Consider the following 21,966-nt stretch of genomic DNA (forward strand, 5'->3'; position numbering starts at 1 on the left):
TGGAGCCATGAGCAAGACCTGGTTCATCACCGGCACGTCCAAGGGCTTCGGCCGCGAGTGGGCCATCGCCGCCCTCGACCGGGGCGACCGGGTGGCCGCCACCGCGCGCGACACCTCCGCGCTGGACGACCTCGTCTCGACGTACGGCGACGCGGTGCTGCCGCTGCGGCTCGACGTCACCGACCGCGCCGCGGCCTTCGCCGCCGTCCAGCAGGCGCACGAGCACTTCGGCCGGCTCGACGTGGTCGTGAACAACGCCGGCTACGGCCACTTCGGCATGGTCGAGGAGATCACCGAGGAAGAGGCCCGCAACCAGCTCGAGACCAACCTGTTCGGCGCGCTGTGGGTCACCCAGGCCGCGCTGCCGCTGCTGCGAGAGCAGGGCAGCGGCCACATCGTCCAGGTCTCCTCGATCGGCGGGATCTCGGCCTTCCCGACCGTCGGCATCTACCACGCCTCGAAGTGGGCGCTCGAGGGTCTGAGCCAGGCGCTGGCCCAGGAGGTGGCCGGCTTCGGCATCAAGGTCACCCTCGTCGAGCCGGGCGGCTACGCCACCGACTGGGGCGGCCCGTCCGCGGTCCGCTCGCAGGAGCTGGAGGCCTACGCCGACGTCCGCGAGGCCGCCGCCAACCGGCCCAGCCGCCGCGGCACCCCCGGCGACCCGGTCGCCACCCGCGGGCCGATCCTCGAGGTCGTCGACGCCGAGGAGCCGCCGCTGCGGGTCTTCTTCGGCGCCCTGCCGCTCGGCATCGCCCGGGCCGACTACGAGCAGCGGCTGGCGACCTGGGAGCACTGGCAGCCCGTGGCGCTGCGCGCGCACGGCGGGGACGCGGCCGACCAGCAGTCTTAGGGAAGGCCCGCACACTGGCCGGATGACCCGCCCCGGCCCGGCCTGGTTCCCGGCCACCGTCCTGGCGGTGACCGTCGCCGAGCTGGTCGCGGCCGTCGTCGTCGTCGGCGACCAGTTCGACGACAAGGGCTGGGCGGTGCGGCTGGTCGCCTACCCGGCGCTCATGCTCGTCGGCCCCCTGGCCTGGTGGCTGGCCCGCGGCCGGCGCGGACCGGGCGGCGCTGCCACCCGGGCGCCGTACGCCGCGTTCGGGCTGCTCATGCTGCCCTTCCTCTCCGACACCACCGCGAACTGGCTCGACCTGTTCCGGCGGGTCGGGTGGTGGGACGACCTGAGCCACTTCGCGCACTGGTTCCTGCTGGCCGCCGGGCTCTCGCTGCTCCTCGTGGACCACGTCCGGCCGCGGTGGGTCCTGGTGCCGCTGGTGGCCGGGGTCGGGGCGGTGCTGGCGCTCGGCTGGGAGCTGGGGGAGTACGCCTTGTTCATCCGCGCCGGCAAGGAGGCGGGCGGCGCCTACCGCGACACGCTGGGGGACGAGACGCTCGGCACGACGGGGGCGCTGCTGGCCGCTCTCATCGTGGCCTCATGGAGCCGACGTAGTTTCAAGGGATGACCCGGGTGCGCCGTTGGTGCGTCGTCGCCGTCGGCACGCTGCTGCTCGTGGCGACGCCCGTCGCGCTGCGCGCACTGCCCGCGGCCGAGAGCGACGTGAGCGCGGCCCGGCTGCTGGCCCAGGTCCGGGCGTCGACCGACCAGGGCTGGTCCGGGTACGCCGAGACCGAGGGCACCCTCCAGCTGCCCGACGCCGACCGGTTCAGCGACGTGGGCGCGCTGTTCGGCGAGGCCACCCGGATGCGGGTCTGGTGGCGCGACGCCGACCACTGGCGCGTGGACCGGCTGCTGACCGCGGGCGAGACCGACCTGGTCCACGACGGCGAGCGCACCACCGAGTGGGACTACGAGCACGCCGAGGCCACCGTGAGCCGCGACCCCGACATCCGGCTGCCGCGCACCGCCGACCTGGTGCCGGCCGAGCTGGCGCGCCGGTTCCTCAAGGGCGTCACCAAGGCCGACGTCAGCCGGATCCCGGCCGAGCGGGTGGGCGGGATCAGCGCCCCCGGGCTGCGGGTGGTGCCGTCCTCGGAGCTCTCGAGCATCGACCACGTCGACCTGTGGGCCGACCCGGACACCGGCGTACCGCTGCGCGTCGAGGTGTACGCCGACGACTCGAGCCCGGCGTTCCGCAGCACGCTGAGCGACTTCTCCGCCGCGCGCCCCACCGTCGGCGACGTGTCCTTCACGCCGACGCCGAGCACCGAGCTGCGCTACGAGGACGTCCTCGACATCGCCGACGCGGCCAACCAGTACGCCCCGCTCCTGCCGCCGCCCACCGCGGCCGGGCTCCCGCTGGGCGACGCCTCCGACGGCGCGGTCGGGGTCTACGGCGAGGGCCTGACCCAGGCGATCGCGATCCCGCTGCGCGACCGGGAGGCCGACGCGCTGCGCGACCAGCTGGCCTCGACGCCCGGCGTGGACCAGGACGACCGCCGCACGGCGGTGAGCGTGGGGCCGCTGAGCGTGGTGCTCACCGGCGGGCCCGGCGACGGTGGCTGGCTGCTGGCCGGCACGCTGACCCGGTCGGCGCTGGTCCGGGCGGCCGACGACGTGCGGTCCGGTTTCGTCTACACGGGGGATGGTCGATGAGTGCGACGAGCGTGATCCGCACGCTGGGGCTGACCAAGCGGTTCGGGCGGATCACCGCGGTCGACGCGGTCGACCTCGATGTCCGCGAGGGCGACGTCTACGGCTTCCTCGGCGCCAACGGCTCGGGCAAGACCACGACCGTGCGCATGCTGCTCGGCCTGGTGCTGGCCACCTCGGGGCGGATGGAGGTGCTGGGTGAGCAGATGCCGGGCGCCGGGCGCCGGGTGCTGCCGCAGGTCGGCGCGCTGGTCGAGGGGCCGGCGGCGTACCCGCACCTGAGCGGGCGCCGCAACCTGGCCCTGTTCGACGCCATGGGTCGCGGCACCGAGCGCCGCACCCGCCGCGCGCGGGTGGCCGAGGCGCTCGAGCGCGTCGGCCTCGACGGTGTGGACGACCGACCGGTGCACGCCTACTCCCTGGGGATGCGCCAGCGGCTCGGGCTGGCCGGCGCGCTGCTCCAGGGTCCGCGGCTGCTGGTCCTCGACGAGCCGACCAACGGGCTCGACCCGCAGGGCATCCACGAGATCCGGACGCTGCTGCTCGAGCTCAACGCCGCGGGCACCACGGTCTTCCTGTCCAGCCACCTGCTGGCCGAGATCGAGCAGCTCTGCACCCGCGTCGGCGTGCTCGACCGGGGTCGGCTCGTGGTCCAGGACCAGCTGAGCGCGCTGCAGGGGCTGACCGGCCGGGTCGAGGTGCACACCCCCGACGTGGCCCGGGTGCGCCAGCTGCTCAACGGCGTGGTCGAGCACGCCGACGGCGAGCGGCTGCTGGTCCGCGACGCCGACCCGGCCGCGCTCAACGCCCGGCTGGTGGGCGCCGGCGTCCGGGTCCGGGAGCTGGTGCCGGAGCGGCGCCGGCTGGAGGACGTGGTGCTGGCGGCCACCAGCGCGTCGGCGGACCGGTTCGGCTCCGACCGCGGCGCCGACGGCCACCGCGCGCACGGCGAGGCGGAGGTGCTGGAGCGGTGATCCGGGTCGAGCTGGTCAAGCTGGTGCGCAGCCGCCGCACGTGGTGGACGATCGCGCTCATCGACGCGCTGCCGGCGCTGGTCGCCGTGCTGCTGGCGGTGACCGACCTCGGGCCGCGGCCCGGCACCGGACCGGCGTTCCTGTCCGCGGTGCTCACCGACGGCACGCTGTTCCCGCTGGCGGCGATGGGCATCGTGCTGCCGCTGTTCCTGCCCATCGCGGTCTCCATCACCGCCGGCGAGGCCATCGCGGGGGAGGCCCAGCAGGGCACGCTGCGCTACATGCTGGTCCGCCCCGTCGGCCGGACCCGGCTGCTGGTGGCCAAGCTGGTCGCGGTGATGGCCTTCGTGGTCCTCACCGTGCTCGTGGTCGCGGTGACGGCCTACGTCCTCGGCGTGCTGCTGCTCGGCAACGAGAGCGTGACCGCCACCGGCCCGGCGACCAGCGTCTCCGGCTCGTCGATGTCGACCCCGGAGCTCATCGGGCGCACGCTGCTGGCCCTGGCCTACGCGATGCTGTGCATGCTCGGTGTCGCGGCCATCGCGCTGTTCCTGTCCACGGTGGCGGAGTCGCCCCTGGGCGCCGCACTCGGCACGATGGCCATCCTGGTCGCCTCGACGCTGCTGCTCACCCTGGACGCCGCCGACAGCATCGCGCCGTACCTGCCCACGCGCTACTGGCTGGCCTTCGTCGACCTGTTCCGCGACCCCATCCTCTGGCGCGACGTCCTGCGCGGCGTGCTGCTGCAGGCGGTGTACGTCGTGGTCTTCGTCGGCGCCGCCTGGGCCAACTTCATGACCAAGGACGTCACCGACTAGCAGTCGCCGGGGACCGTCGGAGCGCCCGTGGCGAGCGCCGCCTCGACGAGGGCGATGACCGCCGGGGTGCGGGGCACGTCGGGGTGCGAGGCGGTGGTGCCCGGGCAGGCGTCCTGGAGGTCGACGTCGAGCGCACCCTCCAGCGAGCCCGAGTCGGGCGGCACCACGGTGGCGTCGTCCTCGGTCCACAGCGCCACCCACGCCGGGCCGGGCGGGGTCTCGTCGCCCGCGTTGAGCCCGCGCAGCAGGTCGGAGTCGGGGTCGAGCTGCTGGCAGGCCTCGGGGCAGGCCGAGGAGCCCAGCGAGCCGGCCAGGGAGGCCAGGTCGGTGCCGTGGTGCGGCGAGGCCAGGGTCACCGCGCGGCGCACGTGGGAGCCGCCGCCCAGCTCGGCCACGTAGTAGCGGACCACCACCCCGCCCGCGGAGTAGCCGACCAGGTCCACCGACGGCGCCCCGGTGTCGGCGAGCGCGGCGTCCACGGCGTCGCCGAGGTCGGCGGCCTGGTCGCGCAGGTCCTGGGTGCCGTCGCCCCGGGGCTTGACCACCCGGGCGTCCTTGCCGTCCTGGGTCAGCGCGTCGGCCAGGACCTGGAGCGAGGCCGTCGATCCGCCGTACCCGGGCACCAGGAGGACCGGCCCCGGCTGGTCCTGCGCCACCGGCTCCACGTCGTCCCCGCCGCGCAGCAGGACCGCGACGACCACGGCCGCCGCGACCAGGACGACGAGCGCCAGCAGCCCGACGTACAGCCGCCGTCGCGCCGGCGCCAGATCACCCCACATGCCCACCAGTCTGCCCAGTGGGGCACCGTGACCCTGTGCGCATCCTCCTGACCGGCTCGGCCGGCTTCATCGGTACGGCGATCGGCGAGCTCCTCGACGCCGACGGCCACGACGTCGTCCGCGTCGACCTCATGCTCCCGATGGCGCACGGCGCGGCCCAGCCGCCCGCCGGCACCCACCAGCTCGACGTCCGCGACGCCGCTTCGTGGACCGCGCTGCTCGACGGCGTCGACGCGGTCTGTCACCAGGCCGCCGTCGTGGGCGCCGGCGTCAAGGTCGGCGACCTCCCGGACTACGCCGGTCACAACGACCTCGGCACCGCCGCCCTCCTCGCCGCCATGCACGAGGCCGGCGTCGGCCGGCTGGTGCTGGCCTCGTCGATGGTGGTCTACGGCGAGGGTCGCTACGTCTGCTCCGAGCACGGCGACCAGGTGCCGCCCCCGCGCGCGGTCGCCGCGCTCGAGTCCGGTGACTTCGAGAACCACTGCTCGGTGTGCGGACGGGCGCTCGGCTGGGCGCTCGTGGACGAGGACGCCCGGCTCGACCCGCGCTCGTCGTACGCCGCGAGCAAGGTGGCCCAGGAGCACTACGCCGCCGCCTGGGTCCGGCAGGCCGGTGCGTCGGCCGTGGCGCTGCGCTACCACAACGTCTACGGCCCCGGCATGCCCCGGGACACGCCGTACTCCGGGGTCGCGGCGATGTTCCGCTCCTCGATCGAGCGCGGCCAGGCGCCCCAGGTCTACGAGGACGGCGGCCAGATGCGCGACTTCGTGCACGTCCGCGATGTCGCCGGCGCCAACCTGGCCGCCCTCCGGGCCGTCCTCGAGGCCCCGGAGGGCTCCTACGCGGCGTACAACGTGGCCTCCGGGCACCCCGTCGGCATCCTCGACGTCGCGCGCCTGGTCGCCGAGGGCACCGGCAGCGGCCTCGCGCCCGAGGTCACCGGCGGCTTCCGCCTCGGCGACGTCCGCCACGTCGTCGCCTCGCCCGCCCGGGCCGCCGCCGAGCTCGACTTCACCGCCCAGGTGCACCCCGACCAGGGGCTGCCGGCCTTCGCCACGGCGCCGCTGCGGGCCTAGGGCCGACTCACCAGGACGTGTAGAAGAGGTGCTGCACCAGCAGCGCGGCGAGCACCTGGAGGCCGAGGCCCCAGCGGCGCCAGCCGGCGGGCAGCAGCGCGAAGGACAGGGTCAGCCACGGCACGAACGGCAGCCAGATCCGCTCGACCTCGGCCTTGCTCATGCCCGAGGCGTCGGCGGCGGCGACCACCAGTGCACCCGCGCCGATGAGCAGGAGCGGGACGCGGGCCTCGCGCAGGGGGCGCGCGAACGGCGCGGAGAACAGCCCGGCCAGCAGCAGCGGCCCGGTGCTGACGACCAGCAGGGCCAGGTTGGCCCACCACCAGTAGGACAGCGGCCGGTCGGCGGCGATGCCGTCGTAGTACCGCTCGCGCAGGACGGGGTAGGCGTCCCACCACGAGAAGCCGAGCGCGGCGAACAGCAGCACCACGGCGAGGGCGGCGACGGCCGCGACGGGCAGCGGCTTCCACGCGCGCCCGGCCACGAGAACCGCGAGGGCGATCAGCCCCACGAGCGGCATGCCGTAGGACATGAGCACGGCGTAGCCGAGCAGCAGGCCGGCCGGGACCGCCCACCACAGCCGGCGGGTGGCCAGGGCCAGGCAGGCCATGCCCCAGGCCACGACCGCGCCGATGAGCGCGTCGGCCGAGACGGCCATGAAGACCGCGGCGGGGGTGAGGGCCAGGAACGGCGCGGCGCGCCGACCCCAGGACTCGGCCCCCAGGGCGCGCAGGGTGACCAGGAGCGCGACGACCGTCGTCGCGGCGAGCACGGTCACCACGAGACCGGCGGCGAAGTCCCCGCCGAGCCCGATCGTGACCAGCCCGACGAAGAACAGCAGGGTGCCCGGCGGGTGTCCGGCCACATGGGTCGGCCAGTTGTCGGAGGCCGCGTAGGGGATCCGGTCGACGTAGGTCTGCAGCAGCGTGTGCAAGCTTCCGACCTCGCGCGCGGTGACGAGGTACTCGTAGGGGTTGCCCAGCACTCGGGAGATCCCGCTGGTGCCGTCGACGAAGGCGAGGGACAGCAGCCAGCCCAGCGAGGCGGCGTACGACGCGAGCAGGAGCCGGCGCCAGGAGAGCCGCTCGGCCAGGTCGGCGGCGTACCTGAAGCCGAGCAGGGCGATCGCGATCGCCGGTAGCGTGCCTGGACCGAACAGGTCCGGCTGCCACAAGCCGTGCAGGGGCGGGACCTCGCGGGGCGAGGCGTTGCGCGGGGCGCGGCTGGCCACCTCCCATCCGAGCTCCCGGGGGAGCACGAACGCCAAGGTGACGAGCACCGCGGCGGCGAGGAGACCGAGCCAGGGGACGGCACGGGGTACCGCGCGTGGGCCCGACATGTCAGTGAGCGTAGGAGGAGGGGTCACGTGGACGTCGACCTGGTGCTGCCGTGCCGCGACGAGGCACCGGCCCTCGCCGCGCTGCTGCCCGAGGTCCCGGACGGGATCCGCGTCATCGTGGCCGACAACGGCTCGCGCGACGCCACGGCGGACGTGGCGCGCCGCCTGGGCGCGACGGTGGTGGTCGAGGACCGGCCGGGGTACGGCGCGGCGGTGCACGCCGGGCTGCTGGCCGCGACCGCGGACCTGGTGGCGTTCATGGACGGGGACGGCTCCTTCGACCCGGTCGAGCTGCTGCCGCTCATCGACGACGTCCGCTCCGGGCGCGCGGACCTGGCCGTCGGCCGCCGTCGGCCGACGGGGCGGGGCACGTGGCCGTGGCACGCGCGGGCCGGCAACGCGCTGATCGTGGCCTGGCTGCGTCGCCGGATCGGGCTGCCCGCGCACGACATCGCGCCGATGCGGGTCTGCCGCCGGGCCGATCTGCTGGCCCTGGGCGTGGAGGACCGGCGCTTCGGCTACCCGGTCGAGCTGCTGCAGAAGGCGACCCGGGCGGGGTGGCGCTTCTCCGAGCACGACGTGTCCTACCGACCGCGGGCCGAGGGCACGAAGTCCAAGGTGTCCGGCTCGGTGCGCGGCACCCTGCGCACCGCCCGCGACTTCGCGCGGGTGCTCTCGTGACGTCGGTCCTTGTCGTGGCCAAGGCGCCGGAGCCTGGACGGGTCAAGACCCGGCTCGGGGCCGACATCGGGATGGCCGAGGCGGCGCAGGTCGCCGCGGCCTCGCTGCTGGACACGCTCGCGGCCTGCTCGGCCGTCGCCGCGGAGCGCCACCTGTCGCTGGCCGGCGACCTGCGCGGCGCCGTGCGCGCCGAGGAGCTGGCGGCCGCGACCACGGGCTGGACCGTGCACCCCCAGGCCGGCCCGGACTTCGGGGCGCGGCTGGCCGACGCGCACGCCCGCGTGCCCGGACCGGTGGTCCAGGTCGGCATGGACACCCCGCACCTGACCCCCGCCCTGCTGGAGGAGGCGCTCGCCGGGCTGGCGTCGTACGACGCGGTGCTGGGCCCGGCGGAGGACGGCGGCTGGTGGGTGCTGGCGCTGCGGGACCCGGCCGCCGCGGCGGCGCTGGCCGCGGTCGAGATGTCGACCCCGACCACCGGCGCCGACACCCGCGCCGCCCTGGAGCGGGCCGGGCTGAGCGTGGGGGAGGCAGCGACGCTGCGCGACGTGGACACCGTCGCCGACGCCGACGCGGTGGCGGCGCTGGCGCCCGGATCGCGGTTCGCGACCACCTGGGCGCGGGTCAGGCCGCTTGCGCCATGACCAGCGACTGCGACACTCCAGGCATGTCCCGCACGCGCGCGAACCCGGCCTCGCGCAGCAGCTCGGCCGCGCACAGCACCGACATCGGCCCGCCGCCGCGCAGCACCGCGTCGTGCTCGAGCGCCGCGGCCTCCAGCGGCGTGCAGCCGTCCGCGCTGGCCGCCACCGGCATCACCAGCCAGCAGCCGGGCCGGAGCGCGCGTCGCACGCGTCCGAGGCCGACCTCCAGGTCGGCGCGCGACAGGAAGATCTGGGGCATCCAGGCCAGGTCGTACGCGTCCTCGTCGACCAGGTCCACCACCGACTGCTGGCGCAGCTCGATGAGGTGGCCGACCGGGGACTCGGCGAGGTGCTCCTTGGCCATGCTGAGCGCCTCGAACGAGACGTCGAGCCCGACCGCGCTGGTGCCGGGGAAGGTCTCGCAGATGGTCTGGGCGATCGCGCCGGTGCCGACGCCGACGTCGAGGAAGCGGGCGCGGCCCTCGTCGAGCCGGTCGCGGGTCACCGGGAGCATCGGGAGCACGCCCTCGGCCAGGATGGCGGCCACGGAGCGGCTGGCCACGCCCATGGCCAGGATCTGGTCCGGGTCGGTGGCGGTCAGCCGGTCCTCGTCGTGCCCGTGGTGCAGGGCGCGGCGCAGCTCGGCGACGAGGTTCGCGGCGAGGATCTGCGGGTCGTCGTACCACGGGTGCAGGTCGACCGGCTCGAGCCGGCCGCCGGCGGACTCGCGCAGCACCTGCGCAGCGACCAGCAACCGGGCGTCGGCGACGTCCAGCTCGTCTGTCAGCGGCCGGCCCTCCAGGATGTCGGCCCATCCGCCCGTGCGCGCCAGGCGCGCGAGCGCGCCGACGACCTGGACCTGTCGGAGAGATTCGATCAAGCCGTGGCACCCCTTCCTGGCTCCTGCTGCTGGGACCGTCAGTACCCTCGAGACGTGGTCCTCCATCAGGGTGTTCGTCACGGGACGTGCACGGGATGGGTACCCCACCCCGGGGGGTGAGACACGGTGAGCCGCCTACCGAGTGACGAGTCCTTCACCTCACGATTGCACAGCGCCGCGGTCGCGGCCCGGGTCGGGCTGGTCCTGGCCGTGTGTTTCGGGATCTGCTTCACCACCGGACTCATCAGCCACTACGCGCAGAGCCCGAGCCAGCCCGTGCCGTTCCCCACCAGTCCGTCGTGGGGCTACCGGGTCACCCAGGGGCTGCACGTGGTGACCGGTACGGCGAGCGTCCCGCTGCTGCTCGTCAAGCTCTGGACGGTCTACCCGCAGCTGTTCCGGCGCCCGCCGCGCGAGCTGCGCAAGGCGGCCCTCGACGGCCTGGAGCGGCTGTCCATCCTCACGCTGGTGGCCTCGGCGCTGTTCCTGCTCGCCTCCGGGCTGGCCAACATCACCGAGTGGTACCCCTGGGACTTCTCCTTCCGGCCCACCCACTACGCCCTGGCCTGGATCGCGATCGGCTCGCTGGTCGTGCACGTCGCGGTGAAGCTGGCCGTGATCCGCGAGGCCCTGGGCACCGACGTCGAGGACCCCGCCCTCGACTCCGGCAACGCCACCCGCCCCAGCGCGCTGTCGCGGCGCGGCCTGGTGCGGGCCAGCTGGCTGGCCGCCGGGCTCGCCGCCCTGGCCGTGGCCGGCAACACCGTGCCGTTCCTGCGCAAGGTCTCGGTCCTGGCCCCGCACTCCGGCGACGGCCCGCAGGACCTGCCGGTGACCAAGTCGGCGTACGCCGCCCGCGTGGGCGCGGCCGCCACCTCCGCGGCGTACCGCCTGGAGCTGGTGCGCGGCGACCGCACCGTCACCCTGTCGCGCGACGAGCTGCTGGCCCTGGACCAGCAGACCCAGGAGCTGCCCATCGCCTGCGTCGAGGGCTGGTCGGCCAGCGGCACCTGGACCGGCGTGCGGCTGCGGACCCTGCTGGACCTCGTGGACCGCCCGGCGGGCAGTGACGTGCACCTGACCTCGCTGCAGGAGAGCGGGGCGTTCCGCCGCTCCACCCTGCCGGGCAACTTCGCCGACGACGACCGCACCACGCTCGCGCTGCTGCTGAACGGCGAGGCGCTGGCCCTGGACCACGGCTACCCGGCGCGGCTCATCGCCCCCAACCGGCCCGGCGTGCTGCAGACCAAGTGGGTCACCCGGATCGAGGTGCTCGCGTGAGGGCCCGGCTGCTCCTCGGCGGCCTCGGCGGCGTCGTCGGGCTGTACGGCGCCTGGCTGCTGCTCACCACCCAGGACCGCGACCAGCTCGTCAGCGCCGGCACCTGGCTGGTCGGCGGCGTCGTGCTGCACGACGGCGTGCTCGCGCCCCTCGTGCTGCTGGTGCTGTTCGTCGGCGGGCGGCTGCTGCCCGCGGCGTACCGCGCGCCCGCGGCCATCGGCCTGCTCGTGCTCGGCAGCCTGACCCTGCTCGCCGTACCCGTGCTCGGGGCGTTCGGGCGCCAGGTGCACAACCCCGCGCTGCTCGACCGGCACTACTGGGTCGGCTGGCTCGTGCTGGCCGCGCTGGTCCTGCTCGCGGTCGTGGCGGCGGGGGAGCGGCGCCGCCGCACCCCCGGACGAGCGACGCCCCGCTGGACCTGAGGTCCGGCGGGGCGTGCGTGGCCCCCAGGTTCCGGGGGTTGAACCTGCGACCGGCGCCGACGCTAGGCCGCAAGATCGCTCTCATCCCGCAGGCGTGGAGTTCTTCACCCGTTCGGGTTGCCAGAAGGGCCCCTGGGGGTGAAGTCGATCAGTGGTGGGCGGGCGACTTGCGGCCCATCAGGCCTTCCACCACGCCGACCAGGAGCACCGCGGCGATGATCGCCACGACCGCGCCCAGGATGTTCAGCTCGAAGATGTCGCCGGTGCCGAGCGCGGAGGCGACGATGCCGCCGATCAGCGAGCCGAGCACGCCCAGGAGCAGCGTCCCGAGCAGTCCGAGGTTCTGGCGTCCGGGCTTGAGCAGTCGCGCCAGGAAGCCGACGACGAGACCGAAGATGAGGAATCCGATGATGGCCATACCCCACCGGTATCCCGTCCGGCCGCGCCGAGCCCTCGGTGGGGGTGACGTCACCCACGTGCGAGGCGGGACGCCACGCCCTGCAGGAGGCGCTCGGTGGCCCACCGCCCGCTCGGCGGCGTGCGCCGCGGGTCGGACAGCGCACCGGCGAGCAGCGCGGTCGCGCGCTCGCTGCCGGCCGCCGACGCCGCCGCTGCGCACCGGCGTGCCGCGGTGCGCACCACCGCCGGGTCGACGGTCCAGACGACCTCGAAGGTCCGTGGTCCGTCGTCCGGCCGCTCGCGAGCGAGCAGGGCGGTGGCCAGCGCCGGTCCGTCGTGGACCAGGAGCCACTCGCGCGTGAGGGGTACGCCGGGCGGCAGGTCGACGAGGACGACCTCGTCGTCGCTCCAGCCGCTGTGGTCGCTGTGGTCGCTGTGGTCGGGTTGCGCGAAGGCGTGCGCCGACGCCACGAGGCCGGCGAGCTCCTGCCACCGCGCTCGCGACGCGGCGTGGTGCCGCACGGTCTGGAAGCCGCCGAACAGGTGGCCCCCGGCGCCGCTCAGCACGACCTCGTCCTCGATCGCGCGGGACAGGGCGAGGACCGCGGGCTTGGCCAGCGTGGTCCGCGGCAGGCCTGGGTGCGCGGCCGAGACCTCGCCGTGGACCGAGAGCAGCACCCCGCGCTCGCGCTCGGCCAGGGCCGCGTCGACCGCCTCGCGCACGCCCGTGCCAGCCGCCTGCCTCTCCAGCACCCGCCGGATGGTCGTGATGTCGCGGGCCGAGTAGCGGCGGTGCCCGCCGCCCTCCTGGGTCCGGTGGGGCGCCGGGAAGCCGTAGCGCTCCTCCCACGCCCGCAGCGCCGGTACCGACATCCCCGTGGCCGCGGCCAGCGCGCCGATGGACAGCACGTGCGGCTGCGGGTCGCGCAGGTGGTCCGGCTCGCGCCGGGGTGGTTCTGCCACGGCCGTCAGTGCTCCCGGTCTGCCGTACGCCTTGAGCGAGCGGACCCGCTCCCCCCGACGCGCGGTGCGGGTCCGCCCGACCCCTCGTGGGCGATTCTGCGCCGCCGACGGCCCGTGTGTCGAGGTTCGCTGCGAAGTGTCGACGAACCTCACCCACGCGGGTGTCTCTCGAGCTGGCGCACTCACCCGAAAGGAGACCCTTCCTCACTCGGTCGGGTGGCCTGCGCTGGTCCAGCCCACCTGGCGCCGTCCTGCGGCACACGATCGTGATCACGAGGCGGCTGGCTCCGGTCCCCCGCGGGGCCAGCCGCTTCACCCGTGCGTCGGCCCTTCCCGGTGAGGCTCACCGTCAGAACCGGCTCAGCGCGGCGTGCCGTCAGTGGACGGATTGCGGGTCCGGTGGACCTAGGGTCCGAGGATGCGCACTCCTCTGACCGCCCTTGCGGTCGTCCTCGTCCTCGCCGTGGGCGGGCCGGCCCTGGCCTCCGACGCTGCCCAGCGGGCCAAGCCCAAGCCCGACCTCAAGATCACCCAGGTGGAGGTCACCGGCACCACCAGCCTCTCGGTGTCGGTGCAGCTCAAGAACGCAGGGACCAGGAAGGCCGGCTCCTCGACGGTCGCGCTCACGGTCTCCAGGGACGCCACGGCCTCGTCGGACGACGCGGTGGTCGGCACCGTGAAGGCCCCGAAGGTGAAGCCGCGCAAGAAGGCCGAGCTCACCGCCACGGTGCAGGTCCCGGCGCCGACGGTCGGCACCTACTACCTGATCGCGTGCGCCGACAGCACCGACAAGCTGAAGGAGCGCAAGGAGGGCAACAACTGTCGTGCCTCGGCCGCCCTCACCGTCTCGACGGTGACGGTGACCGGCGCCGCGACGGCAGGGGGCAGCGTCACCGCGGCGACCTCGGCCGGCGTGTGCTCCGGCGCCACCTGCACGGTGCCGAGCGGCGCGGCGACGGTGACGCTGACCCCGGTGGCGGCCGCGGGCAACTCCTTCGCCGGCTGGAGCGGCGCGAGCTGCCCCGGGACGACGGACACCCAGAAGCGACGGGTGATCACGAACCCGACCGCGACCGTGGCCTGCACGGCGACGTTCGCCCCGTCGAGGGCGGTCACCTACAACACCGGGGGAGCACCGGCCAGCGCCGTCGCCGCCACCACGACGGCCGGCTCCTGCGCCGTGAACGGGGCGAACACCGGCGGCTGCACCGTGCCCTCCGGCGCGGCGACCGTCACGCTGACCGCCAGCTCGACGTCCGGGGGCCTGGCCTTCAACGGCTGGTCCGGTGACGCCGCGTGCACCACGACCAACGCCACGGTGACGATCACCAACCCGACCGCGGACCTCACCTGCACCGCGGCGTACCTGCCGATCTGACCGAGCCGGGACGGGACGGGACGCAGGACCCTGCACCCCGGGCGGGCTCTGCGCGAGCAGAGCCTGCCGGGGGGTGCGGACGGGCTGGCCTGTAGGCCGGGTTCTGTCCCCGGTCTCCCGGGGGGCGACCATCCATCTACGGGAGCCGTTGCCGACCCCCTCCAGCGGTCTACCCGCGTGCTCGGGCGGGCCGCCCTCGAACGCACACGCGCCCGGGCTCTCGCCCGGACTTCTTGACCTTGCTCCAGGTGGGGTTTGCCTAGCCGGCCCGGTCGCCCGGGCCGCTGGTGGTCTCTTGCACCACCGTTTCACCCTTACCGCTCTCCCCGGAGGAGGGCGGCGGTCTGTTCTCTGTGGCACTGTCCCGCGGGTCACCCCGGGTGGGTGTTGCCCACCACCTCGCCCTGTGGAGCCCGGACCTTCCTCGGCGACGCACCTCTCGGTACGCCGACGCGGTCGCCCGGCCAGCCCATCCGCAGCGGCAGCCTAGCGCTCGACGTGGATGCGCACCCAGCCGTCGTCCTCGAGCCAGCCGTGCTGGCCGGCGTAGGCGAGCATGGCGTCGAGGCCGGCGCGCCACTCGGGGTCGGCGGCGAGCGGACCCGCGAGCTCGAGGAGCAGCGCCGGCGCCACGGCCACGTGGTCGTCGGGCAGCGGGCGCGCCCAGTCGCCGACGGTGCCGACGGGGTCGGTGAGGCGCACCGAGAGCCGGCCGAACTCCCACGGCTCGTCGAGCGCGGTGCCGTCGATGACGATCACGCGGTCGCCTCCGCGTGGAGGGTGGCCAGGACCGAGGTCGCGAGCAGGCGGGCCTGCTGGCCGGTCGAGTCGAGGAGGGCCTGGTCGGAGGTGGCGCGGCGCAGGTAGAGGTGCGCCGGGTGCTCCCAGGTGTAGCCCGTCCCGCCGTGCAGGTGCACGGTCTCGCGGGCGATGTGGAACGCCGCCCGGCCGCAGCGGGTCCGGGCCACGGCCAGCCCGGCCAGGGACTCGGGGCGGCGCCCCCTCAGGTCGTTGGTCTCGACCGCTCGCACGGCGATGGCCAGTGCGGAGCGCGCGGTCTCCAGCTCCACGAGCAGGTCGGCGCAGCGGTGCTTGAGCGCCTGGAAGGAGCCGATCTCGCGGCCGAACTGTCGCCGCACCTTGAGGTGCTCGACGGTCATCTCCAGGCACCGGTCCGCGACGCCGACGCACTCGGCGGCGAGCGCGAGCGCGGTGCCCTGGCGCACGGCGGCCACCGCCGCACGAGCGCGGTCCTGCTCGGCCACGAGCTCACCGACCGCCCGGGTGAGCACCACGCTGGCCATCCGCCGGGTCAGGTCCAGGGTCGGCAGCGGGAGGACGCGGACGCCGGGATCGTCGGTGCGGACCCAGAAGTAGGCGTGGAACCCCTCGTGCTCGGCCAGGACCAGCAACGCGTCCGCCACCTGGGCGTCGACGACGCAGGGGAGCGAGCCGGTCAGCACGATGCGGTCCCCGGTGCGCTCGGCGTCGGGGTAGAGGAGCGGGAAGGTCTCCTCGACGGGCATGGCTGGTACGGCGACCAGCTCGCCACCGGCGATCGCCCGCAGGCGCTGGCGGTTGACGGGGTCGTCGGTGAGCTCGAGCAGCGCGGCCGCGACCTGGAGGGTGCCGAGCAGCGGACCGTCGTAGAGCGCCCGACCGAGCTCCTCGTGGACCACCAGCTCCGCTGTCCGGTCGAGCCCGGCACCGCCGAGGTCCTCGGGCACCCGCACCCCCGGGAGCCCCAGCCCGGTGGCCAGGGACCGCCAGGCGGCCCGGTCGAGCGGAGCGGCCGGGTCGAGCACCCGCTCGTCGGTGGTCGCCGGGGCCAGCGTGGCCAGGTGGGCCCGGGTGACCTCACGCAACGCGTGGAGCTCCCCCCTCGTCCGCGCTCACGGCCGGGCCTCGCGCGGCAGGCCGAGCACCCGCTCGGCCAGGATGTTGCGCTGGATCTCGTCGCTGCCGCCCGCGATCCGGTGGGCGGGGGCGTTGAGCAGCAGCTCGCTCCACGCGTAGGTGCCCCACGCGCCGGTGTCGGCCACCATCCGGTAGCCGAGCAGCCGGCCCGCGACCTCGGAGTAGAACTCCATGTCCGAGGTCATCATGAGCTTCACCACGGACGGCCCGCGCGGCTGCCCGGCCAACCGGGAGGCGGTCTCGTGCAGCAGCTGCTCGCGCGCCCAGCACTCGGCCAGGAGCTCCTGGACCGCCGGGTCGTCGGCCGCGCCGCGGTCGACGGCCAGAGCGAAGAGCCGGCGGACCGGGTCGAGCATGATCCCGTTGTGCTCGCGACCGAGCACCGAGCGCTCGTTGGTCACCGTCGTCATCGCGATCGCCCAGCCGCCGTCGACGGGGCCGACGCGCGCGGAGTCCGGGATCCGCACCTCGTCGAGGAACACCTCGTTGAAGTGCTCCCCGCCGGTGATCTGCTTCAGCGGCCGCACCTCGATGCCGGGCGAGTCCATGTCGACGAGGAACACGGTCAGGCCGCGGTGCCGGCTGCCCGGCTCACCGGTGCGTGCGATCAGCTCGCCGAGGCGGCTCACGTGGGCGTACGACGACCAGAGCTTCTGCCCGGTGACGACCCACACGTCGCCGTCGCGACGTGCGGTGGTGCGCAACCCGGCCAGGTCCGAGCCGGCCTCGGGCTCGGAGAAGAGCTGGCAGCACACGGTGTCGCCGCGCCAGATCCCCGGCAGGTGGGCGCGCTTCTGCTCGGGCGTGCCGTGGGACAGGATCGTCGGCCCGACGATCTGGTGGCTGACCATGAAGCACGAGGTGATGGGCACCTCGAAGCCCGCGGCCACCTCGGCCACGGTGTGCGCGTGCTCGGCGCTGAGCCCGCGGCCGCCGTACTCGACCGGCCCGTCGACCCAGGCCAGCCCGGCGTCGCACAGCTCGCGCTGCCAGGCCTGGGCCCGGGCCAGCTCGGTCTCCTCCGACTCGGCGCTGTGGTGGCCGACGCCGATCACGCCGTCGGGTCCCGAGCCGTGGACCACGCCGTCGGTGCGCCGGGGCACGCGCGCGGCGAAGAAGGCCTCCGCCTCGGCGGCGATCTCGGCCAGCGTCACGGGTGAGTCGGCCACGGACGCGCTCACGCGGGCACCCCCGCTCCGGCGGCGTCGTGGGCGTCCGGGCCGAGGTAGGCCTCGATCACCTTCGGGTCGGTGCCGACCTCGGCCGGGGCACCGGTCGTCAGCCAGCGACCGGACTCCATGACGGTGACGACGTCGCAGGCGCTGAGCACGAGGTCGACGTTGTGCTCGACGAGCAGGACGCCCATGCCCCAGTCGCGGGCCAGGGAGCGGATCAGCCCGGCGAGCTCGCGGGACTCCTCGTCGCTGAGCCCGGCCGCGGGCTCGTCGAGCAGCAGCACCCGGGGGCCGGCGGCCACGGCGCGGGCGATGGCCACCAGCCGCCGCTGGCCGAAGGCCAGGTCGCCGGGGCGGCGGTCGAGGACGTCGGTGAGCCGGAACTCGGCGACCGCGGCCAAGGCGGGACCGGTGAGCGTGATGCGCCCAGGGCGGACCACGTCGGTGACGTAGCGCAGCAGCGCCCCGGAGTCGCAGGCCACCGCGAGGTTCTCGCGGACGGTGAGGTCGGCGAAGAGCTCGAGGGACTGGAAGGAGCGGGCCACGCCCGCCCGGGCCCGGCGCCGCGCCGACCAGCTGCGGATCGAGCGGCCGTCCAGGTCGATGGCGCCGGCGGCGGGCCGCACGAAGCCGGTGAGCGCGTCGATGACCGTCGTCTTGCCCGCACCGTTGGGGCCGATGAGTCCGTGCACCTCGCCGGGGCGCAGCTGCAACGACAGCCCGTCGACGGCGACGACGCCGCCGAAGGTGACCCGCAGGTCGCGCACGTCGAGCGTCGCCCCCTCGACCGGCTCGGGCTTGCGGCGCGCGGCCTCCGGTACGCCGGCCGCCGGCTCCGCCGAGGGCTTGCGGACGAGCAGGCGACGCAGCGGTCGGCCCAGCTTGCGGGCCAGGTCGACGTTCATCTCGTAGAGGCCGTCGTGCCCGCTGCGCAGCACGTAGAGCAGGAACAGACCACTGACCAGCGGCAGGTAGCGCTCCAGGCCGTCGGCGTCGTGCAGCAGCTGGGTGCCGACCCCGCCGGGCAGCAGGGTCGCGGCGAACAGCGCGCCGCCGATGGTGCCGACGCCACCGACCACGGCCACGCCGATGGCGAGCAGGGAGGTGATGACGCCGAACTGCGCGGGGATGACGTTGACGCTCTGGAAGGACAGCAGCACCCCGGCCAGCGCGGCCAGCGCCGAGGCGAAGCCGAAGGCGTAGAGCTTGGCCGCGAAGACGTCGACGCCGAGCGCGGCCGCGGCCCGCTCGTTGGAGCGCACGGCGAGCAGCCGACGCCCGGCGCTGCCGCGGCGCATGTTGGCCACCGCGATCGCCGCCAACGTGAGCGCGACCAGGGTGACCAGCCCGTAGCGGTAGGGGTAGAGGATCGCGCCGAACTCCCAACCGAACAGCGACGGCGGGTCGATGAGGATGCCGGTGTCGCCACCGCCGTACTCGTAGTTGCTGAGCACCAGGCTGAACACCACGATGCCGAGACCCAGGGTCGCGATCGCCAGGTTGATCCCGCGGGTGCGCAGCGCCGGGAGGGCCACGACCATGCCGAGGACTGCCGAGACCGCCATGGCCCCGCCGAGGGCGGCCAGGAAGCTCCAGCCCCAGGCGTGCACCAGGTTGGCCGCGACGAACGCGCCCGCCCCGGCCAGGACGTACTGCGCGAGCGACAGCTGGCCGGCGTACCCGGTGACGACGGTGACCGACAGCGTCAGGATGGCGAAGGCCATCGTCACGGTGAGGGCCTGGGCCCAGACCGGGTCGACGACCAGGCCGATGAGCAGCGCGAAGACGAGGAACACCGCGGCCGCGGGCAGCACCCGGATCCGGCCGTCGCCCACCGACGGCAGCCGCTCCAGGACGTGGCTGCGCAGCGGCAGCGAGGTCCCGCGCAGGGCGAGGTAGGCGACGATGAGGATGAACGGCACGCTGTCCGCCCAGCCGGTGACGGTCACGTAGCGCGTCATCAGCGACTGCGCCACACCGATGGCCAGTGCACCACCGAAGGCCAGGGGGAAGGACACGAACCGGCCCAGCAGCGCCGCGGCCAGCGCGGGGACGACGAGCAGGGTCAGCTGGGTCGGCTGGAGGTAGGTGATCGGCGCGAGCAGCGCGCCGGCGAGGGCGGCCAGACCGGCGGCCAGCGCCCAGTTGGTCGTCGCGATCCGGTCGGGGGAGTGGCCCAGGCTGGCTGCCGCCCGCTGGTTCTCCGCCACGGCGCCGGCCACCCGCCCGAACGACGTGGTGCGGAACAGCACGTAGAGGCCGAGCGTCATCAGCGCCCCGATGATGAGGATGATGAGCCGGTCGAGCCCGATGGTGGCGCCGTCGAAGGGCTCCACCGGTCGGGTCGGCAGCGCCGAGGGCACGCTGAGCGTGCTCACGCCGTACTTCAGCACGGCGGCCGACTGCAGCGAGAGCAGGACGCCGAGGGTCGCGATGACCCGCTCGATCGGCGACGAGCGGCGCATCGGGCGCAGGATCAGCAGGTGCACGAGTGCCCCGAGCACCGTGCCGACGACGACCGAGCCGACGACCGCGGGGACCGACGCCCAGCCGAGCCCGACCCTCAGCTCGTAGTAGGCGTAGCCGCCGACCATCACGAACGAGCCCTGGGCGAAGTTGACGATGCCCGAGCCGCGGTAGACCAGGACGAGCCCCTGGGACACCAGGCTGTAGATCGCGCCGATGCCGAGGCCGAGCAGCACGAAGTGGAGGACTTCCACGACTCTCCCTATCGAGGGGTGGGGGACGGGACGGGTGCGCCGGCGTCCGGTACGTCGAGCCGCCCGTCGGTGAGGTACATCGACTCCACGGTCTCGATGCCGTCGGCGGAGTCACCTGCGGCGACGATCGACCCCTGGCGCATGAGGTACCACCGGTCCGCGACCCCGAGCGCGCGGCGGGCCTGCTGCTCCACGAGCAGGACGGCGACGCCCTGCTCGTCGGCGGCGGTGCGGAGGGCGTCGAACAGCCGGCCCACCACCAGGGGCGCGAGCCCCAGCGACAGCTCGTCGAGGAGCAGCGCCGTGGGCCGGGTGGCCAGCGCGCGGGCCAGCGTGAGCATCTGCTGCTCCCCCCCGGACAGCAGGCCGGCGCGTTGCGGCAGGAGCGGCTCCAGCTCGGGGAAGAGCGCGACGGCCGGGGCCAGTCCGCCCGACCCGAGCAGCAGGTTGTCGCGCACGGTCATCGACATCAGCACCGAGCGCTCCTCGGGCACGAACGCCATGCCGTCGCGCGCCCGCTGGTGCAGCGGCGTGGTGACGGGCGCGCCGCGCCACCTCACCTCGCCGGCGAGCGGTGGCAGCTCGCCGGCGCAGGTGAGGAGCGTGGTGGACTTGCCCGCGCCGTTGGGGCCGAGCAGCGCGACGATCTCGCCCGGGTGGACCGCGACGTCGATCCCGCGGACCACGGCCAGGTCGTCGTACCCAGCGCTGAGCCCGCGCAGCTCGAGGACCGGTCCCTCGGTGGCGCGTCCCACGGTCAGGACTCGGCCAGCGGGTCGATCGGGTCGCCGTCCTGGACCAGGGTGCCGTCCTCGGCCTGCGAGACGTAGACGCTGAAGCCCGGCACCCGCGGGTAGTCGGCCACCGGCGGCGGGTCGGGGATGCCGTCGTAGTCCGGCACCGTGCCCAACTCGATGGGGCCGTCGAGGTCGTCGAGCTTGTCGGTGATCGCCTTCGCGCTCACCTCGCCGTCGCCGATCTGGTCCACGATGCCGGCCAGGAAGGTCACGGCGGTCCAGGTGCCCAGGGAGCCGTTGTCGGTGACCGCCTCGGGGTGGTACTTCTTCATCGCGTCCAGGAACTCCTGGACCTGCGGGATGTCGGTGCTGGTCACCGGCGACAGGCTCGAGGTCACGAACACGTTGTCCGCGGCGTCGCCGAGGGCCTCCTGGTCGGCCGGCTTGAAGATGTTGGCCAGGGTGGAGATGTTGCCGTCGAAGCCGGCCTGGCGGACGGCCTGGATGATGCGCGGCGCGTCGGTGGCGGTCGAGGCGACCGCGACGGCGTCGGGGTCCTTGGCCAGGGCCGAGGAGGCGACGGCGCTGAAGTCGGCCGCGCCGAGCGGGGCCAGGATGCGGTAGGAGTCGGCGCCGCCGGCCTCCGCCCCGTGCTTGATGTCGTCGGCCGCGGCGTACGCCGCCGCCGCGTCGGCCACGATCACGGCCACGTTGGTCGCACCCTTGTCGGCGAGCAGCCGGCCCATCGCGACCTGCATCGACTGGGTGCCGCCGTGGATCGGGTAGGACACCGCGCTGGTGCCCTCGATCGGACCGCCCGAGCCGGCGCCGGCCAGCCACGGGATCCCGGCCTGCTCGAGGATCGGCAGCTCTGAGGGGGCCTGCGAGCTCGCCGCGCCCACGACCGCGACGACCCCGTCGGTGACCGCCTGCCGGGCGCAGGCCGCGCCGGTGTTGGCGTCGAAGGCGTCGTTGCAGAAGGTGACCTCGATCTTGCGGCCGTCGATGCCGCCGTCGGCGTTGATCGCCTGCACGTGGGCGTCGAGCCCGGCCTTGGCGTCGGTCAGCGAGAGCGACGGGCTCTCGAAGGTGCCGATCTGCATGATCTTGATCGGCGCGGTGCTGGAGCCCGACCCGCCCCCGTCGTCGGCGTCGGCGCCCGGGTCGTCCCGGCAGCCCGCCAGAGCAACGGCCAGGGTGAGGGCTCCGATCGTCATCAGGGCGCGCTG

General features: G+C 74.6%; 22 protein-coding genes and 1 other RNA gene. 11 read left to right on the forward strand and 12 right to left on the reverse strand.

All coding sequences use genetic code 11. From position 1 onward, the window contains the following. Positions 1-7: 7 nt before the first annotated feature. Genes G5V58_RS08605 through G5V58_RS08625 form a run of 5 tightly spaced genes read left to right on the forward strand, consistent with a single transcriptional unit; the run spans position 8 to position 4,343 of the window. On the forward strand, positions 8-850 hold the full coding sequence (locus G5V58_RS08605; protein WP_165231100.1) for an SDR family oxidoreductase: 843 nt from the start codon (positions 8-10) through the stop codon (positions 848-850). Between the two features lie 22 nt (positions 851-872). Continuing rightward, positions 873-1,463, forward strand: a complete 591-nt coding sequence (locus tag G5V58_RS08610) for a hypothetical protein (protein ID WP_165231103.1) — start codon at positions 873-875, stop codon at positions 1,461-1,463. Next, positions 1,460-2,554, forward strand: a complete 1,095-nt coding sequence (locus G5V58_RS08615; RefSeq protein WP_165231106.1) for a transcriptional regulator — start codon at positions 1,460-1,462, stop codon at positions 2,552-2,554. Before G5V58_RS08610 ends, G5V58_RS08615 begins: the two co-directional genes overlap by 4 nt. Then, entirely contained in the window at positions 2,551-3,525 is a 975-nt protein-coding gene (locus G5V58_RS08620) for an ABC transporter ATP-binding protein (RefSeq protein ID WP_196240574.1), read from the forward strand. The genes G5V58_RS08615 and G5V58_RS08620 overlap by 4 nt, the downstream gene beginning before the upstream one ends. After that, entirely contained in the window at positions 3,522-4,343 is an 822-nt protein-coding gene (locus G5V58_RS08625; protein ID WP_165231109.1) for an ABC transporter permease, read from the forward strand. Before G5V58_RS08620 ends, G5V58_RS08625 begins: the two co-directional genes overlap by 4 nt. Here G5V58_RS08625 and G5V58_RS08630 read toward each other — a convergent pair. After that, a complete protein-coding gene (locus G5V58_RS08630; RefSeq protein ID WP_165231112.1) occupies positions 4,340-5,122 on the reverse strand; it encodes a lipase family alpha/beta hydrolase in 783 nt (260 codons plus the stop codon). The genes G5V58_RS08625 and G5V58_RS08630 overlap by 4 nt on opposite strands. Positions 5,123-5,157: 35 nt before the next feature. Between G5V58_RS08630 and G5V58_RS08635 the strand changes: the two genes are divergently transcribed. Further along, the gene (locus tag G5V58_RS08635) at positions 5,158-6,201 is read left to right on the forward strand and encodes an NAD-dependent epimerase/dehydratase family protein (protein WP_165231115.1); all 1,044 of its coding nucleotides are present in this window, start codon (positions 5,158-5,160) and stop codon (positions 6,199-6,201) included. Between the two features lie 7 nt (positions 6,202-6,208). On the opposite strand, the gene G5V58_RS08640 is transcribed toward G5V58_RS08635, so the two are convergent. After that, positions 6,209-7,540 (reverse strand): hypothetical protein, encoded by a 1,332-nt coding sequence (locus tag G5V58_RS08640; RefSeq protein WP_165231118.1) that lies wholly within the window; start codon positions 7,538-7,540, stop codon positions 6,209-6,211. 27 nt (positions 7,541-7,567) lie between these two features. Here G5V58_RS08640 and G5V58_RS08645 point away from each other — a divergent pair, with 27 nt between their 5' ends. Then, positions 7,568-8,221: a glycosyltransferase family 2 protein gene (locus tag G5V58_RS08645; protein WP_165231121.1), complete on the forward strand. Its 654-nt coding sequence runs from the start codon at positions 7,568-7,570 to the stop codon at positions 8,219-8,221. Beyond that, positions 8,218-8,865 carry a TIGR04282 family arsenosugar biosynthesis glycosyltransferase gene (locus tag G5V58_RS08650; RefSeq protein ID WP_165231124.1) on the forward strand — a complete coding sequence of 216 codons (648 nt, stop codon included), beginning with the start codon at positions 8,218-8,220 and terminating at the stop codon, positions 8,863-8,865. Before G5V58_RS08645 ends, G5V58_RS08650 begins: the two co-directional genes overlap by 4 nt. Here G5V58_RS08650 and G5V58_RS08655 read toward each other — a convergent pair. Further along, positions 8,846-9,745, reverse strand: a complete 900-nt coding sequence (locus tag G5V58_RS08655) for a class I SAM-dependent methyltransferase (protein ID WP_165231127.1) — start codon at positions 9,743-9,745, stop codon at positions 8,846-8,848. The two genes, G5V58_RS08650 and G5V58_RS08655, sit on opposite strands and share 20 nt — an antisense overlap. 165 nt (positions 9,746-9,910) lie before the next feature. Here G5V58_RS08655 and G5V58_RS08660 point away from each other — a divergent pair, with 165 nt between their 5' ends. Both G5V58_RS08660 and G5V58_RS08665 read left to right on the forward strand, forming a co-directional pair. Then, a complete protein-coding gene (locus tag G5V58_RS08660) occupies positions 9,911-11,026 on the forward strand; it encodes a molybdopterin-dependent oxidoreductase (protein WP_230487193.1) in 1,116 nt (371 codons plus the stop codon). Then, on the forward strand, positions 11,023-11,448 hold the full coding sequence (locus G5V58_RS08665; RefSeq protein ID WP_165231133.1) for a hypothetical protein: 426 nt from the start codon (positions 11,023-11,025) through the stop codon (positions 11,446-11,448). Before G5V58_RS08660 ends, G5V58_RS08665 begins: the two co-directional genes overlap by 4 nt. A 148-nt stretch (positions 11,449-11,596) precedes the next feature. Here G5V58_RS08665 and G5V58_RS08670 read toward each other — a convergent pair whose 3' ends face one another. Both G5V58_RS08670 and G5V58_RS08675 read right to left on the reverse strand, forming a co-directional pair. Then, positions 11,597-11,866, reverse strand: a complete 270-nt coding sequence (locus G5V58_RS08670; RefSeq protein ID WP_230487194.1) for a GlsB/YeaQ/YmgE family stress response membrane protein — start codon at positions 11,864-11,866, stop codon at positions 11,597-11,599. A gap of 50 nt (positions 11,867-11,916) precedes the next feature. Continuing rightward, positions 11,917-12,810 (reverse strand): DICT sensory domain-containing protein, encoded by an 894-nt coding sequence (locus G5V58_RS08675; RefSeq protein WP_165231136.1) that lies wholly within the window; start codon positions 12,808-12,810, stop codon positions 11,917-11,919. 418 nt (positions 12,811-13,228) lie between these two features. On the opposite strand from G5V58_RS08675, the gene G5V58_RS08680 reads away from it, so the two are divergent. Further along, entirely contained in the window at positions 13,229-14,188 is a 960-nt protein-coding gene (locus tag G5V58_RS08680) for a CARDB domain-containing protein (RefSeq protein WP_165231139.1), read from the forward strand. 76 nt (positions 14,189-14,264) lie between these two features. Here the strand turns inward: G5V58_RS08680 and rnpB are convergent. The 7 genes from rnpB to G5V58_RS08715 all read right to left on the reverse strand — a co-directional run bounded on the left by rnpB (position 14,265) and on the right by G5V58_RS08715 (position 21,954). Further along, positions 14,265-14,660, reverse strand: an RNA gene (gene rnpB, locus G5V58_RS08685) — RNase P RNA component class A. Between the two features lie 14 nt (positions 14,661-14,674). Further along, positions 14,675-14,947, reverse strand: a complete 273-nt coding sequence (locus G5V58_RS08690) for a hypothetical protein (RefSeq protein WP_165231142.1) — start codon at positions 14,945-14,947, stop codon at positions 14,675-14,677. Then, positions 14,944-16,053 (reverse strand): acyl-CoA dehydrogenase family protein, encoded by a 1,110-nt coding sequence (locus G5V58_RS08695; protein ID WP_165231145.1) that lies wholly within the window; start codon positions 16,051-16,053, stop codon positions 14,944-14,946. Before G5V58_RS08695 ends, G5V58_RS08690 begins: the two co-directional genes overlap by 4 nt. Positions 16,054-16,080: 27 nt before the next feature. Beyond that, on the reverse strand, positions 16,081-17,286 hold the full coding sequence (locus tag G5V58_RS08700; protein WP_165231148.1) for an acyl-CoA dehydrogenase family protein: 1,206 nt from the start codon (positions 17,284-17,286) through the stop codon (positions 16,081-16,083). Further along, entirely contained in the window at positions 17,283-20,000 is a 2,718-nt protein-coding gene (locus tag G5V58_RS08705; protein ID WP_230487195.1) for an ABC transporter permease subunit, read from the reverse strand. Before G5V58_RS08705 ends, G5V58_RS08700 begins: the two co-directional genes overlap by 4 nt. Positions 20,001-20,008: 8 nt before the next feature. After that, positions 20,009-20,755: an ABC transporter ATP-binding protein gene (locus G5V58_RS08710; protein WP_165231151.1), complete on the reverse strand. Its 747-nt coding sequence runs from the start codon at positions 20,753-20,755 to the stop codon at positions 20,009-20,011. A gap of 2 nt (positions 20,756-20,757) precedes the next feature. Further along, positions 20,758-21,954 (reverse strand): ABC transporter substrate-binding protein, encoded by a 1,197-nt coding sequence (locus G5V58_RS08715; RefSeq protein ID WP_165231154.1) that lies wholly within the window; start codon positions 21,952-21,954, stop codon positions 20,758-20,760. Positions 21,955-21,966 lie beyond the last annotated feature (12 nt).

Source organism: Nocardioides anomalus, from assembly GCF_011046535.1.
Taxonomy (GTDB): Bacteria; Actinomycetota; Actinomycetes; order Propionibacteriales; family Nocardioidaceae; genus Nocardioides; species Nocardioides anomalus.

Bases quoted from the DNA above. Each gene is read 5' to 3' on its own strand.
- G5V58_RS08640 (WP_165231118.1), bottom strand. From the start codon at position 7,540: ATGTCGGGCCCACGCGCGGTACCCCGTGCCGTCCCCTGGCTCGGTCTC.
- G5V58_RS08610 (WP_165231103.1), top strand. From the start codon at position 873: ATGACCCGCCCCGGCCCGGCCTGGTTCCCGGCCACCGTCCTGGCGGTG.
- G5V58_RS08630 (WP_165231112.1), bottom strand. From the start codon at position 5,122: ATGTGGGGTGATCTGGCGCCGGCGCGACGGCGGCTGTACGTCGGGCTG.
- G5V58_RS08620 (WP_196240574.1), top strand. From the start codon at position 2,551: ATGAGTGCGACGAGCGTGATCCGCACGCTGGGGCTGACCAAGCGGTTC.
- G5V58_RS08605 (WP_165231100.1), top strand. From the start codon at position 8: ATGAGCAAGACCTGGTTCATCACCGGCACGTCCAAGGGCTTCGGCCGC.
- G5V58_RS08615 (WP_165231106.1), top strand. From the start codon at position 1,460: ATGACCCGGGTGCGCCGTTGGTGCGTCGTCGCCGTCGGCACGCTGCTG.
- G5V58_RS08715 (WP_165231154.1), bottom strand. From the start codon at position 21,954: ATGACGATCGGAGCCCTCACCCTGGCCGTTGCTCTGGCGGGCTGCCGG.
- G5V58_RS08670 (WP_230487194.1), bottom strand. From the start codon at position 11,866: ATGGCCATCATCGGATTCCTCATCTTCGGTCTCGTCGTCGGCTTCCTG.
- G5V58_RS08680 (WP_165231139.1), top strand. From the start codon at position 13,229: ATGCGCACTCCTCTGACCGCCCTTGCGGTCGTCCTCGTCCTCGCCGTG.